Consider the following 13,350-nt stretch of genomic DNA (forward strand, 5'->3'; position numbering starts at 1 on the left):
AGTTCCTGGAACGGGCGCCCGTGGCGCCGGCGTTGCCGGCGGCGGCGCCAACGTGGGCACGTACGGCAGCGCCTGCACGAACGCCGGCAGCACTCCGACGCCCGACGCATGGGCCACACAGACCGCACAGGACGCATGCTGTGGCAGCGCCGGCGCGTCCGGATGCGTGTCCGACCCCAGGTGGTCGAGCCCGTGCAGCAGCAGCCCGTACTGCAGGACGAGCAGCAGCACGGCCAGTGGCCATGTCAGCCACCGCGTCACGGTTGTGCTGCGGGCGATACGCATGATCAGACGGTTTCGGCAAACAACATGGGCAGGGTCAGACGCGGCGCATCATCGCATGTTCCTGCGTCGCGTGGGTCGGCACGGTTCAGGCGTCATAGCTGCGCAGCATCCGCCCGGGCCGCGCGCGGTCGCGGTAGGCCCCGTTCTCGAACAACACCTGGCCAGCAACGATGGTGGCGCGCACGCCCTTCGAGCGCGTCACGAAGCGCCGCCCGCCACCCGGCAGGTCGTGGGCCCACTCCTTGTCGCCACAGGCCACCGTGTCCGGGTCGAAGATGACCAGGTCGGCCGCCTTGCCGACCGCCAGCACGCCGCGGTCGATGCCGAAGAACTGTGCCGGAATCGACGTCAGTTTGCGCACTCCCTGCTCCAGCGTCAGCGCGCCGGTCTCGCGCACCCAGCGCTGCAACAGGTGCGTGCTGTAACCGGCGTCGCACAGCATGTCCAGGTGCGCCCCGGCGTCCGACAGACCGATCAGCAGCCGGTCGTCCTGCACCAGCGGGATGGTGTCGGCCGCGTCATAGTTGAGCGCCGCCATGTCGAAGGTGGTGCGCAACTCGTCCTCGATGGCGATTTCCACCAGCAGGTCCATGGGATCGCGGCCGCTGAGGTCGGCCAGCTCGCGCAGGCTACGGCCACTGCTGGCGATGCTCCGCGCCTGCTCGCTGACGCCGTCGAGCACATAGAAGCGACTCCAGATGTCCCGCCCGAAGGCCGGGATGTTCTTGAGGTCGTCCCGGAACGACTGACGGAACTTCGGGTCCGCGTACGTGGCCAGTTTTTCCTCACGCGACAGGCGCATCACCGGCTGCCAGCTCGGGAACACGCCCAGGATGTACGGGTTGGCAAGATTCAGCTGAAAACGCAGCGGCCGGCAGGTGGTCTGCGGCACCGCCTTGTCCCAGCCGGTGACGTCCGCCACCGCGGCCATGCGCTCCTCGTAGGAGTGCGGCTGCTCGGCGGCATTGACCACCGCCAGCCAGGTCACCGGTCGCGTGCTCTCGCGTACCAGCATCTCCAGAAAATCGTGTTCTTCGTGGCTCACCACGCCACCGAGCTTGAGCGTGAGTTCCACGTTGCCGCGCTGGAGGCCACGCAACACGCCGCACAGGGCGCGGTGCTCGTCGACACTGGCGTTGCGGCACGCCACGGGCTTGCCCAGATACCCCACGTGCACGCCCTCACGGGTGGTCGAGTAACCGAAGGCACCGGCCTCCATGGCGCCGGCGAAGGCGCGGGTCATGGCGGCGATCTCGTCCCCGGTCGCGGCGCGCTCGAGCGACGCGTCGCCCATGGCGTAGTGCCGCAGCGGCGTCATCGCCACCAGCGGCGCCACGTTGATGCCGAGCCCGCGCGTGTCGAGCGCATCCATGTAGTCGCCGAAATGCTCCCATTGCCAGTCGATGCCGGCGCGCATCACCTCCAGCGGAATACCTTCCACATTCACCAGGTCGCCCATCAGGAACTCGCGCATGTCGGCGCGCACCGGCGCCGCGCCGACGCCGCAGTTGCCCATCACGGCGGTGGTGACACCGTGCTCGGCCGACGGCGTGAGCAGGCCGTCCCAGGCGATCTGTGCGTCGAAATGGGTGTGCGGATCGACGAACCCGGGCGCCAGCACCTGCCCCGCCGCGTCGATCCGCTCGGCCGCCTCGCCGGCAGGCACCTGTCCCAGGGCGACGATGCGTCCGTCCTTGACCGCCAGACCGCCGGGGAAGGCCGGCGCGCCGGTGCCATCGACGATACGGGCGTTTTCGATCAGCAAGTCGTACATCAGGGGCCTCTCAGACGTGGTACAGGTCGAGCACGGTCGGGATGAAGTCGTTCATCAGCGTGATGCGCTTGCCGGCAATGCGCCAGGCGTCGCCGTCGGCCACCAGCCGGTGCTCGTACAGACCGAAGAACGCGCCGACCTGCTTGTTGCGGAAGTAATCGACACGGAACGATGAATGCAGCGTCATGGTCCCCGGCGCGTGATCCAGCAGCAGGATGTTGCCGACCTGATGACAGGTCCGCGGCAGCGGCACCGAGGCGGGCGAGGCGCCCGACACGAACCGCTCGATGCGCTCCAGCAACCGGCCGCGGCCGGCCAGGTACAGCAGCGAGATCTCGGTCTGTGGGTCGGTGATCTGGGCATGCTCGCCGACCCAGGACGGCGCCCACAGCACACAATCGTCGGTGTAGAGCGCCAACCAGTCCTGCCACTGCTGGCGGTCCAGGTAGTAGCCCTCGCGGTACAGCAGTTCGCTGCCGGCGGCCAGCAGTTGCGCCCGGCTCACGGCTGCACCCCCAGCACCTCGGCCTGGCCACGTTGCATCTGGTCCAGCCAGCCCTGGTAGACGCCCAGGTACACCGCCTCGCCCTGGATGCCGATGTTGCCGCTGATGGAGTGGTTGGGTTCGATGCCCACCGTCCGGGCCGCCTCGTCGGGGCCCTCGCGCAGCAAGGCCAGACCGCGGTGATAGCCCTGGTTCCACTCGACGCTGCGGGCCTGATCGCCAAGCTGGCAGCGCTCGTAGATGACGGTGTCGTCGGGCGTCGCAACACCGGTGGCGCTGAAGAAATCCTCGTACTGGCGGATGCGCAGCGCGCGCGCCTGGGGCGGCTCGCCCTTGGGCGCCAGACAGAACGCGTACACCTCGGTCTTGTCCACGGACACCGGGCGCAGCAGGCGCATCTGGAAGGTGGCGCTCTCGACCAGCAGGATGTTCGGGAAGATCGCCACCACCCGGCCGCTGACCATCATGTCGGCCTTGGCTTCGCCGAAGCGCTCGGCCATCTGCTGCCACATGGCATACGACGGCCGGTCCTCGCGCTTGCCGGCACCGCGCAGCCACATGCCGCCGTGGCCGTGGGGGAAGGTGTAGTAGGACACCTCGGCGTCGGCATTGATGAAGCTGTTGAGGTCAATCGAGCGGTTGGCGTCGGCACCCTGGCGCTTCATGCGGTTCATGACCATGGTGCCGAAGCTCGCGTGCAGGGTCTTGGCGTGATAGATGTCGAGACAGTTCTCGAACACCATCTTCCAGTTGCCGCCGTAGGTGAAGTTGGCGTCGCCGCGTACCACTTCGAGCCCGTCCGGCGACTGATCGACCCACGAATCGATGAACACCGCCGCGCTGCCCAGATACTCGCGCAGCGGGACCACCTCCGGGTTCAGGCTGGCGAAGAAAAAGCCGCGGTATTCCTCGAGCCGCGCCACCTGCGGCAGGTCGTGGCTCATCCCCCGAAACGCGTCCGTGTAGCCGCCGGCGGCTTCATCCGCCACCTGCAGGCACTTGCCGGTGCTGTCGAACATCCAGCCGTGGTACGGGCACTTGTGGCGCTGCGTGTTGCCCGCCTGGGTGGTCGCCACCGCCGCGCCGCGGTGGCTGCAATGGTTCAGCAGTGCCCGTACCTGACCGTCACCGCCACGCTGAAGAATGATGGGCGTGCGACCGACAACGCCGGTGATGAAGTCATACGGCTCGGGTATCTGCGCCGCGTGACCGACGAACACCCACGAGCGCTCGTAGATGTAGCGCATCTCGAGCTCGAACAGCTCCGGGTCGCGGAACAGGTCCAGGTGCATGCGCAACACCCCGTCCTCGGGACGGGCATCGACATAGCGGGAAAAGTCCCGCAGCGGCCATTCGCGAACACGCGCGTCCATTCCTCTCTCCTCCTCGTGCCGTGTCTCGGGGCCGGCAGCGCCGGCCCGCCGTGTCATTCCTCCCTGGATTGCCTGCCCGCACGCGGCGGTACAGGCCCGCGCCGACCGTTCCTGGCCAGCGCCGAATCGCTGCCCTACCGCCGCCTCACGGCGCGGTACCGGCCGGCCGCGCCAGCGCCTGCCAGGTAAGCGCCAGCACGTCCGGCAGGCGTTCCAGCTGCACCAGGTGCGAGGCCTGGTCCAGCACGTCCAGCCGTGCGCCGGGAATGCTGTCGCGGAAGGTGTCGCCATAACCGACCGGGATCAGCCCGTCCTGGCGGCCCCAGATGATCTGCGTCGGCGTCTTGATCCGTGGCAGGCGACGGATCAGACCCTTGTCGGGAATCGGCCACAGGAACTTGGCAGCCGCGCTGAGCGTGCCCAGGCGCTGGATCAGCACATCCACCTGGTCGTCAACGTCCTCCGGCATGGCGCCGAGCAGTTCGGCGATCGGCGACTTGGGATCGACCAGCACGCGTTCGGCAAGCTCGGTCGAGCGCATGGCGAAGATGTCCGGCATCGGGTCGTCCATGTCGAACAGGCCCGCCGGGGCAATGGCGATCAGTCGCCCGACCCGGCTTGGGTCGTTGGCCGCCATCTCGCAGGCAATCATGCCCCCCATGGAGTGGCCGACGACGTCGGCGCGGCCGATGTCCAGCGCATCGAGCAGGTCGTAGTAGCACAGCACCAGATCCCACAGGTCGCGCACCTGGCTGATGTCGTTGGACTTCGAGGTACCCGGCAGAAACGGCGCGATCACGCGCCGGCGGGCGGCCAGCGCGTCCAGGTACGGGTCCCAGGCCAGGCCTCCGGCGCCATGCAGGAACAGCAACGGGTCACCGCTGCCGGCCTCCAGCGTGTCGATGGCAAGGCGGGCATTGACCTGGTAGGTATGGGTTGTCGGCTCGGCCATTTCGTGGTCCCTCAGGTGGCGCTGCGACGGGTGTCCTGCGGCTCCGGGTCACCAAACCCGCTCGGCCAGAACGGGCGGTGATCCCACTCGGGCCACAGGTTGCGGATGTGCGGCAGCACGCCCTCGGCGAACAGGTTCAGGTTTTTCAGCGTCAGGTGCTGCGGCATGGAGCCGCAGTGGAACAGCCAGATCAGGTTGCCGACGTTCAGCTCGCGTGCCGCCTCGATGATCTGCTCACGCACGGTCTGTGGTGAGCCGGCGATGATGTACCCGCTCTCGACCAGCTCCTTCCAGCCGAAGCCCTCGTCCAGGATGGCCTTGCCGACCTTGGCCGTGCCGTCCAGCTGCGAACGCAGGCCGGCACGCAGCGAAGCGACGGTGCGGTAGCCCGGCGCCTCGAAAAAGCGCGGGTCGATGTGCATGCACTTGGCGAAGAAGTACTTGACGTGCTCCTCGTAGTCGATCTGCGCCTGCGCGTCCGTCTCCGACACGCAGATGAACTGCGCGTAGCCGGCGCGGTAGGGGTTGCGGTCCTTGCCGAGCGCGTCGGCGCGGTCCCAGAACGGCCCCATCACCTTCTTGGCGTACTTGTGGCCGAAGAACGACAGATACGAGAACGAGTAGTCGTTGATCAGCGAGAAATCGTAGGTCTCGACGCTGCCGCCGCCCGGAATCCACACCGGCGGATGCGGGCGCTGGGCGGTGCGCGGCCAGGTGTTCACGTAGCGCAGCTGGTTGTACTTGCCGTTCCAGGTGAACACCTCGTCCGTGGTCCACGCCTTCATCACCAGGTCGTGCGCCTCGTAGTAGCGCTCGCGCATCTCGGACGGGTTGATGCCGTAGACGTAGTTGGTGTCCATGGACGTGCCGACGGGGAAGCCCGCAATGAACTTGCCGCCCGACAGCACGTCCAGCATGGCCATCTCCTCGGCCACGCGAATCGGCGGGTTGTACAGCGCCAGGCTGTTGCCCAGCACCACCACGGACGTGGTGTCCGAATGGCGCACCTTGCGCGACAGGATGGACGCCATCAGGTTCGGCGACGGCATCAGACCGTAGCCGTTGCTGTGGTGCTCGTTCACGCCGACCGCGTCGTAGCCGAGATCGACCGCCGTCTCCAGCGCGTCCAGATAGTCGTGGTAGTACGTGTGGCCCTTGCGCGGGTCGTACAGCGACCGCGGGATGCTGACCCACACGCTGTCGTACTTCTTTTCGAAATCGGCCGGCAGGTCCTTGTAAGGCATCAGATTGAACGCAACGACCTTCATGGCCACCTCCTGTTGACTGCCGGCAAGGCCGGCTCTTCCTGAACGAGCGTTTATACCAGACTCATGGCAAACCGATCACCCGTCTGGCAAACCGATGAAATCCTCGAACTTGCCACTGGACGGCCGCTCGATGGCGGCCACCGGCCTGAGCACGATCTCGAACGGGTAACGCAGGCGCTGGCGCAGCATGGCCTGCAGCGCCCGCTGCTCGCCGGCCTGCAGCGGACGCTCGGCCACCAGCTGCGCCTCGATGCGCGCGGGCGCCGTCTGACGCAGGCGAAACTGCCGCACCGGCGCGATCGCCAGCCACGCCTCGGCCGGAAAGGACGGCCAGTGCCGGCTGCCGTCCGGCAGGCGCAGCAGGTTGCGCGCACGGCCGTGGATGCGCCGCAGCACCGGCAACCCGCGCCCGCAGCGGCACGGCGGGCCAACCTCGGCGAAATCGCCGATGGCGTAACGCACCAGCGGCATGGCGAAGTTGTGCAGCGGCGTCAGTACCACCTCGCCCGTGGCGCCGGCCGGGCATGGCCGCCCATCCCCGTCCAGCACCTCCAGCAGCACGTTCTCGGACTGCACGTGGTAGTGCTCCGGAACCTGCGGGCACTGCAGGGCCAGATACCCGGCTTCCTCGCAGCTGTAGATGTCCGCCAGCGGCGCGTCCCACGTCGCCCGCGCCAGCACCCGCAGGTCGTCCGGCAGTTGCTCGCCGAAGGTGCCGAGTCCGCGCAGGCGCGCCGGCCGCCCGCCGCGCCGTCCGGCTTCCAGCAGCAGGCCCCGCAGGTTGCTCGGATGCGTGAGCAGGTAATCGGGCTGGTGCTCCAGCAGCCAGTCGAGCTGGCGCTCGATCGGCGTGTGGATGGGCAGCGTCAGCGCCGGGCCGGTGCTGAACACCGCCTCGATGGCCCGGCCCCAGCCCGGCTGGCGGACCCCGCTCACCTGGGTGCGGATGGCGGCGAACGTGCCGGCCACGTCCCGCCGCTGCCACAGTTGCTCGCGCAGGTTGAGCACGCCGAAAAAGAAATGGCTCAGCTCGGTCTCGAGCCCCCGCAGCGGTCGGCCGGTGGAACCCGAGGTGTGGTACTCGATGACGCGCCCGTGGTCGGCCGGCACGGCGCGGCTGTGCAAGGCCTCGCCGAGTGCCTGCACGTCGGCGCGGCGCAGCAGCGGCACCGTGGGCCAGGCAGCCGCCAGGGCGTCGGCATCGTCCAGCGCCAGACCGGCCAGGCGTGACGCGTACGCCGGCACCGTGTCGCGGGCATGACGCAGCAGCAGTGCCAGCTGGCGAAAGGTCGCCGCCATCAGGCGCGGCAACGGCCACGTCTCGCTGTGCGCCAACTGGTAGTGCACGGCCAGCATGCTGGCGCCCACGCTGTCCGGCAGCGCCGGCCAGGCAAGCCCGGTAACGGACGAGCGCGGCTCAGTCACGCCGCCAGGCGACCACGCCGTTGACGTCCTCGGTCAGGGCCTCGATATCGATGTGATACGCGAGCCCGGCGCGCTCACCGTTGGCACCCGCCACGAAACCTTCCAGATGGGCCTCGCAGCCGGCGAAGCACAGCACCCCGCTGACCGAAAGACGCGTTCCCGGCGCCGTCTCGAAGCGACCGTCGACCAGCGCCAGATCGCTCGCCGTCAGTTCATAGCGCCCGCTGGGCACCGTGATGGCCAGCGCCAGCTGCGCCCGTCCGGTGGCGAAGTTGGCTTCCAGCACGCCATCGTCGAGAAACGTCGTCGCCGCCATGCCGCCCTCACCGACGGTCGGCGACACCTGCCCGCCGAGCAGCGAATAGCGGACGGCGCCGGTGGGCGCCTCCTGCAATGGCGCACCCGAAACGTAGTACAGCGCGTTGCGCACGCCTTCGCCGCCGGTAATGTCGACATGGCCGTGCCGACCGTCGCCCCCGGTGCGCCCATGCCCCCAGCGCCCCCAGGCGATGACACCGTCGTGCCCGCTGTGCCCGACCGCCAGCGCCCAGCTGACGACACCACGATCGTCGCTGAACCGACGCAGCTGCCCGGCGCCGTCGAACTGCAGCGCCTGTGCGGGATAGCGGTGCACGGGTGGACCGTCGTCCGGCAGGCGGAAATCATGGGCGATGGCAATCTGCCACGCCGGCGCACCGAACTCGGCCGCGCCCGCGCCGCCGGCCAGCAGCACGGCCAGCACCGGCACACCGCGCGCCGCCGTGCTCATGGCGCGCCCCTGCGGCCGCACACCCAGACCGTCAGGCGCAGCGCCAAGACCAGCACGACGGCACACGCAGACAGCAGCGTGATGGGCGGCAGCCCGCCGTACCACAGCGCGGGCTGCCACCAACCCGGCACGCCATAGGCGAGGTGCAGCCCCGTCAACGACAACCCCAGCAGGCCCACGCGTTGCAGTACCCGCCAGTAGCGAACCGACATGGCCGCCCGTACGCCCGGCAGCGACGCGGCGAGTGGCGCCACCAATGCCATCCAGGCCAACGCGCCGGCCAGCAGCGACCAGCCGGCCAGCGCGGTGAACTCGAACGCCTGTCGAAACATCAGCCGGTAATAGCCGTAGTTGAGGATGCTCAGCGACAGCACGATATGCACGGTGGCGAGCACGAAACCGACCACGCCCCAGTAACGGCGGCGCCACAACAGGCCGCCCAGCGGCGGCCAGATACGCGCCGCTGGCCCCAGGCCGAGCGCCAGCGCCAGCAGCAGCAGCGCGCTCCAGGCAGTGGCCTTGTTGAACACGTACAACGGCAGATCTGCCAGCGCCCACGGCCCGAACACCACATAACGCGTGGCGGCATAGCCGGCGGTGACCACCAGCAAGACGCCCGGCACCCCCACGCAGGCGCGCAGGCGAGCCCGGTCGCGCGTCTCGAGCTCCGCCTGCGACGACGCGGCCTGTGGATCCAAGCAGTGCCTCCTCCTCTCCGATGTTCGCCGAAGAGGGTACCCTAGGCCTCGCGTGGTCGGGCGATCGCGGCGGCTGCGCATCCAACCGCGTCACCACGAGGTAGCACCATGGGCATCGAAGTCGGCGGCCTGCTGGGCCTGATCATCCTGATTGCTGACGTGTGGGCCATCATCAACGTCGTGCAAAGCAGTGCCGGCACCGGCGCCAAGGTGGGCTGGACCGTGCTGATTTTGCTGCTGCCACTGGTCGGACTGCTGATCTGGCTGGTGGCCGGACCCCGCGGATGACCACACCGGCGCTGGGGCTGATCCGGCGTTACTACGCCGCCTGCAACAGCGCCGACCGGGAAGGCCTGATGGCCTGTTTCTGCGACGACGTGGTGCACTACTTCACCCACCACGCCCCGGTGCGCGGAGCCCGCGCCCTGGCCGACCACTGGGTGCGCATGCAACCACGCATCGACGGCTACTGGACCGTGGACCACGGCATTACACAGGGTGACGAGGCGGTCATCGAGTGGACGCTGCGCTGGACGCCGCCCGACGGCGCGCCGGAGTTGATGCGTGGCAGCGAGTGGTATCGCCTGCACACTGGGCGCATTGCCGAGATTCGGGCCTACTACCTGAACCGGCACACACCGTACCGGCACCGCGACTTCGAGCTGGAAGGCTTCGACTACGCCGCCCGCGGCTACCCCACGCTGCCGAAATGAATCACCAGGAGACGACATGACCGCCGAGTGCCCTCGCTGCGCCATCGCGCTGACCGCCACCGAACTGCAACAGGTGCCGGTGGCCCGCTGCCCGCAGTGTCGCGGCCTGTGGTTCGAGGCACCCGACCTGGAGGCCGCGCGTGAGGCCGCCGGGCCGGACAGCGGCTGGCTGGAGGTGGAGCTGTGGTCGGATGCCGAACAGTTCCGGCACGCGCCACGCAGCGGCCGCTGCCCGAACGGCGACGGCACCCTGCACGCGCTCGAGTACGGCCATACCGGCGTGACGGTGGACTACTGCGACGCCTGCTTCGGCGTGTGGCTGGACGAGTCGGAATTCGAACGCATCGTGGCCGCCCTGGAACATGAAATCGACTCCCGGGCGGCGCCCGACTACCTGCGCGCCGCCCTGCACGAGGCGCGTCAGCTGCTGACCGGGCCGCAATCGCTGCTGGACGAATGGCGCGACCTGCGCACTGTGCTGAAACTGCTCGAGTACCGGGTGCTGTCGGAGCACCCGGCGCTGCACCGGCGGCTGCTGACCCTGCAAGCAAACAACCCGTTTCGCTGACCGTCGACTGCCTGCTGGCCAAGGGCGCTGGTATAGAATGCCGGCCCGGTTTCCACCCCGCTTCTCAGTCCCAATCCGGTATGCGTCATTTCTGCGCAAGATGTGTCTTGTCCGTGTTGCTGGCCGCCGGTCTGGCCATGCCGGCGGCTGCCCGCGGCGTGTACGGCTGGGTCGAGTTCGTGCAACTGCACATAGACGGTGAGCCCTTGGAACTCAAGGCCAAGCTGGACACCGGCGCCCGCAGTTCATCGCTGGACGCCACGGCCATCGAGCCGTTCGAACGCGACGGCGAGCGCTGGGTACGCTTCGAGGTCAAGCTGCCTGGCATGGAAAAGACCACACGCCTGGAGCGCCCCGTGGTGCGCTACGTGCGCATCAAGCGCCACCGTGGACCGTACGACCGCCGGCCGGTAATCCGCCTGCCGTTGTGTCTGGGCGACGAATGGCGCACCGTGGAAGTGAATCTGACCGACCGCGGCCGCTTCATCTACCCCCTGCTGCTTGGCCGCAAGGCTCTGGCCCGCCTGGCGGTGGTTGACCCGTCGCGAACCTATCTGCGTGCGCCACGCTGCGACGGCGCGCCGTCCAAGGACTGAGCACGAGCGTGCGCAACCGTCACCTGCTGATTCTGTGCCTGTCGCTGGTCGTCGCCGGCGGCAGCCTGTTCCTCTACAAATGGCTTGATCTGGGGGTGCCGCTGAAGGCGGACAACGCCATCCAGGCCTGGACCATCGAGGCACGCATCCGCTTCACTGCCGACCGCGGTCGTCCCATCAAGCTGCGCCTCGCGGTGCCCGTCTCGCCCCCCGGCTTTGGCCTGCTGGACGAAACCTTCGTCTCCCACGGCTACGGTCTGACCACTGCCCAGCAGGGCGACGAGCGCGAGGCCGTATGGACCATTCGCCGCGCCCGTGGCGAGCAAGAGCTGTACTACCAGGCCGTGGCTTATCCGAAACCGCGCGACCAGGTCGGGGATTCGCGCCCACCGCGTCCGGAGCAGCCGGAGTTTTCCGATGCCGAGGCGGCCGTGGTCGAGAACCTGGTGCAGCAGATTCGCGCGCATTCCGCCGACATTGCCACCTTCGCCGCCCAGACCCTGATCCGCCTGGACGCCGGCAGCAACAGCGACATCGATCTGCTGCTGGGCAACGACGACTCGGACGAGCGGCGCGCCAAGGTCGCCACGGCCATTCTGGCCACCGCGAACATCGCGGCGCGACCGGTGTATGGCTTCACGCTGCGCACTGAAAGCCGCCGGCTGGACATGCAGACCTACCTCGAGGTCCACAACGGGGACCGCTGGCTGCTGTTCGACCCGCGGAGCGCGGCCCAGGGCTGGCCGCGAGACTTTCTGGTCTGGTCGCGCGGCCAGCCGCTGGTGCGGGAAACCGACGGCATACGCAATCTGCGTGTCGAGTTTTCGGCCGCCGAGAACCCCTACCAGGCACTGGCGGCAGCACGCCAGCGGGCGGCCGAGCGCGGCTCCGTGGCCTTGCAGTTCTCGCTGCTGAGCCTGCCGGTGCAGATGCAGATGGTGTACCGGGTGGTGCTGACCATGCCGATCGGCGCACTGCTGATCGTGCTGCTGCGCAACGTCGTGGGCATCAAGACCTTCGGCACCTTCGCGCCGATCCTGATCGCGCTCGCGTTTCGTGAGACCCGGCTGCTGAACGGCGTGCTGCTGTTCGTTGGCATCATCTCGCTGGGATTGCTCGGTCGCTTCTATCTCGAGCGTCTGAAGCTGCTGCTGGTACCACGCCTGGCGTCGATCCTGACGATCGTGGTCCTGATGATGGCCGCGCTCAGCGTCCTCACCTATCAGCTGGGCATCGGTGCCGGCCTGTCGGTGGCCCTGTTCCCGATGGTGATCCTGACCATGACCATCGAGCGCATGTCGATCGGCTGGGAAGAAGCCGGCCCGCGCGAGGCCCTGCAACAGGCCAGCGGCAGCCTGCTGGCCGCGGCCCTGGCCTACCTGGTGATGACCGAGCGTCAGGTGCAGCACGTGGTGCTGGCATTCCCGGAGCTGCTGCTGATCGTACTGGCGCTGACGCTGGCCTTCGGCCGCTACACCGGCTACCGCCTGACCGAACTCAAGCGCTTCCGGGCGCTGAGCGCATGATGCAGCGGCCCTGGCGACTGGCGCGCTCACTGCGCCGCGCCGGCGTGCTGGGCATGAACCAGCGCAACGGCGACTTCATCTCCCGCGTCAACCCGCGCCGTCTGTATCCGCTGGTCGACGACAAGGTGCGCTCCAAGGCACTGGCCCAGCAGGCCGGCATACAGGTGCCGGAACTGTATGGAGTGATCCGCATCCAGCACGAGGTGCCGGAGCTGCCCAAGCTGCTGGGCGGCCGCGAGGATTTCGTGGTCAAGCCGGTCAACGGCAGCGGCGGCAACGGCGTGCTGGTGATCGTCGGCCGTCGCAAGGGGCGCTACCGCAAGGCCTCCGGCGCCCTGCTGACCGAGGAGGCGCTCGAACACCACATCTCGAACACCCTGTCCGGCCTCTACAGCCTCGGCGGCCAGCCGGACGCGGCCATGATCGAGTACCGGGTCAAGGTCGACCCGGTGTTCGAGCCGATCTCACATCAGGGCGTGCCGGACCTGCGCACGGTGGTCTACAAGGGCTATCCGGTGATGGCCATGGTGCGCCTGCCGACGGCAATGTCGGACGGCAAGGCCAACCTGCACCAGGGGGCCATCGGCGCGGGCATCGACATCGCCAGCGGCCTGACCGCCCGCGGCGTGTGGCGCAACGAGGTGGTCGACGAGCACGTGGACACCGGCAACCCGATCGCCAACGTGCAGGTCCCGCAGTGGGACACCCTGCTGGAGCTGGCGGCCCGCTGCTACGACATCAGCGGCCTGGGTTACCTGGGTGTCGACTTCGTGCTGGATCGCGAATTCGGGCCCATGATGCTGGAGATGAACGCGCGCCCCGGGCTCAACATCCAGATCGCCAACCAGAGCGGCCTGCTGCCGCGTCTGGCGACGGTGGACACACTCGGTCGCGACGA

The 13,350-nt window shown here is 68.4% G+C and carries 15 protein-coding genes; 6 read left to right on the forward strand and 9 right to left on the reverse strand.

The annotated features are described in order from the left end of the window. The 9 genes from ABYX71_RS06340 to ABYX71_RS06380 all read right to left on the reverse strand — a co-directional run. On the reverse strand, positions 1–261 hold a 261-nt coding region (locus tag ABYX71_RS06340; protein ID WP_372695665.1), incomplete at its 3' end, for a hypothetical protein. Between the two features lie 109 nt (positions 262–370). Next, positions 371–2,059 (reverse strand): amidohydrolase family protein, encoded by a 1,689-nt coding sequence (locus ABYX71_RS06345; RefSeq protein ID WP_372695666.1) that lies wholly within the window; start codon positions 2,057–2,059, stop codon positions 371–373. A gap of 10 nt (positions 2,060–2,069) precedes the next feature. Continuing rightward, positions 2,070–2,564, reverse strand: coding sequence for an aromatic-ring-hydroxylating dioxygenase subunit beta (locus ABYX71_RS06350; RefSeq protein WP_372695667.1), 495 nt, complete (start codon positions 2,562–2,564; stop codon positions 2,070–2,072). Continuing rightward, positions 2,561–3,937, reverse strand: a complete 1,377-nt coding sequence (locus ABYX71_RS06355) for a Rieske 2Fe-2S domain-containing protein (protein WP_372695668.1) — start codon at positions 3,935–3,937, stop codon at positions 2,561–2,563. The genes ABYX71_RS06350 and ABYX71_RS06355 overlap by 4 nt, the downstream gene beginning before the upstream one ends. Before the next feature lie 145 nt (positions 3,938–4,082). Beyond that, positions 4,083–4,889, reverse strand: a complete 807-nt coding sequence (locus ABYX71_RS06360; RefSeq protein ID WP_372695669.1) for an alpha/beta fold hydrolase — start codon at positions 4,887–4,889, stop codon at positions 4,083–4,085. Between the two features lie 11 nt (positions 4,890–4,900). Beyond that, positions 4,901–6,157, reverse strand: a complete 1,257-nt coding sequence (locus ABYX71_RS06365; RefSeq protein WP_372695670.1) for an LLM class flavin-dependent oxidoreductase — start codon at positions 6,155–6,157, stop codon at positions 4,901–4,903. Between the two features lie 75 nt (positions 6,158–6,232). After that, a complete protein-coding gene (locus tag ABYX71_RS06370; RefSeq protein ID WP_372695671.1) occupies positions 6,233–7,582 on the reverse strand; it encodes a phenylacetate--CoA ligase family protein in 1,350 nt (449 codons plus the stop codon). Further along, a complete protein-coding gene (locus ABYX71_RS06375; RefSeq protein ID WP_372695672.1) occupies positions 7,575–8,351 on the reverse strand; it encodes a hypothetical protein in 777 nt (258 codons plus the stop codon). Before ABYX71_RS06375 ends, ABYX71_RS06370 begins: the two co-directional genes overlap by 8 nt. Further along, positions 8,348–9,049 carry a hypothetical protein gene (locus ABYX71_RS06380; RefSeq protein ID WP_372695673.1) on the reverse strand — a complete coding sequence of 234 codons (702 nt, stop codon included), beginning with the start codon at positions 9,047–9,049 and terminating at the stop codon, positions 8,348–8,350. The genes ABYX71_RS06375 and ABYX71_RS06380 overlap by 4 nt, the downstream gene beginning before the upstream one ends. A 108-nt stretch (positions 9,050–9,157) precedes the next feature. Between ABYX71_RS06380 and ABYX71_RS06385 the strand changes: the two genes are divergently transcribed. The 6 genes from ABYX71_RS06385 to ABYX71_RS06410 form a co-directional block, all read left to right on the forward strand. Further along, complete coding sequence (locus tag ABYX71_RS06385; protein ID WP_372695674.1) at positions 9,158–9,337, forward strand: PLDc N-terminal domain-containing protein; 180 nt, start codon at positions 9,158–9,160, stop codon at positions 9,335–9,337. Next, positions 9,334–9,762 (forward strand): nuclear transport factor 2 family protein, encoded by a 429-nt coding sequence (locus tag ABYX71_RS06390; protein WP_372695675.1) that lies wholly within the window; start codon positions 9,334–9,336, stop codon positions 9,760–9,762. The genes ABYX71_RS06385 and ABYX71_RS06390 overlap by 4 nt, the downstream gene beginning before the upstream one ends. 16 nt (positions 9,763–9,778) lie before the next feature. Then, a complete protein-coding gene (locus ABYX71_RS06395) occupies positions 9,779–10,330 on the forward strand; it encodes a zf-TFIIB domain-containing protein (RefSeq protein WP_372695676.1) in 552 nt (183 codons plus the stop codon). Positions 10,331–10,443: 113 nt separating this feature from the next. Then, positions 10,444–10,926, forward strand: a complete 483-nt coding sequence (locus ABYX71_RS06400) for an ATP-dependent zinc protease (RefSeq protein WP_372695679.1) — start codon at positions 10,444–10,446, stop codon at positions 10,924–10,926. An 8-nt stretch (positions 10,927–10,934) separates the two neighbouring features. Then, on the forward strand, positions 10,935–12,452 hold the full coding sequence (locus ABYX71_RS06405; protein WP_372695677.1) for an inactive transglutaminase family protein: 1,518 nt from the start codon (positions 10,935–10,937) through the stop codon (positions 12,450–12,452). Continuing rightward, positions 12,449–13,350: alpha-L-glutamate ligase-like protein (locus ABYX71_RS06410; RefSeq protein WP_372695678.1), on the forward strand; the 902-nt coding region annotated here is incomplete at its 3' end. The genes ABYX71_RS06405 and ABYX71_RS06410, both read left to right, overlap by 4 nt.

This window comes from Immundisolibacter sp. (assembly GCF_041625615.1).
Taxonomy (GTDB): domain Bacteria; phylum Pseudomonadota; class Gammaproteobacteria; order Immundisolibacterales; family Immundisolibacteraceae; genus Immundisolibacter.

What these genes read in the sequence shown, in the direction of transcription:
- ABYX71_RS06345 (WP_372695666.1), bottom strand. Translation starts at nt 2,059, where the DNA reads ATGTACGACTTGCTGATCGAAAACGCCCGTATCGTCGATGGCACCGGC.
- ABYX71_RS06355 (WP_372695668.1), bottom strand. Translation starts at nt 3,937, where the DNA reads ATGGACGCGCGTGTTCGCGAATGGCCGCTGCGGGACTTTTCCCGCTAT.
- ABYX71_RS06360 (WP_372695669.1), bottom strand. Translation starts at nt 4,889, where the DNA reads ATGGCCGAGCCGACAACCCATACCTACCAGGTCAATGCCCGCCTTGCC.
- ABYX71_RS06365 (WP_372695670.1), bottom strand. Translation starts at nt 6,157, where the DNA reads ATGAAGGTCGTTGCGTTCAATCTGATGCCTTACAAGGACCTGCCGGCC.
- ABYX71_RS06375 (WP_372695672.1), bottom strand. Translation starts at nt 8,351, where the DNA reads ATGAGCACGGCGGCGCGCGGTGTGCCGGTGCTGGCCGTGCTGCTGGCC.
- ABYX71_RS06385 (WP_372695674.1), top strand. Translation starts at nt 9,158, where the DNA reads ATGGGCATCGAAGTCGGCGGCCTGCTGGGCCTGATCATCCTGATTGCT.
- ABYX71_RS06390 (WP_372695675.1), top strand. Translation starts at nt 9,334, where the DNA reads ATGACCACACCGGCGCTGGGGCTGATCCGGCGTTACTACGCCGCCTGC.
- ABYX71_RS06395 (WP_372695676.1), top strand. Translation starts at nt 9,779, where the DNA reads ATGACCGCCGAGTGCCCTCGCTGCGCCATCGCGCTGACCGCCACCGAA.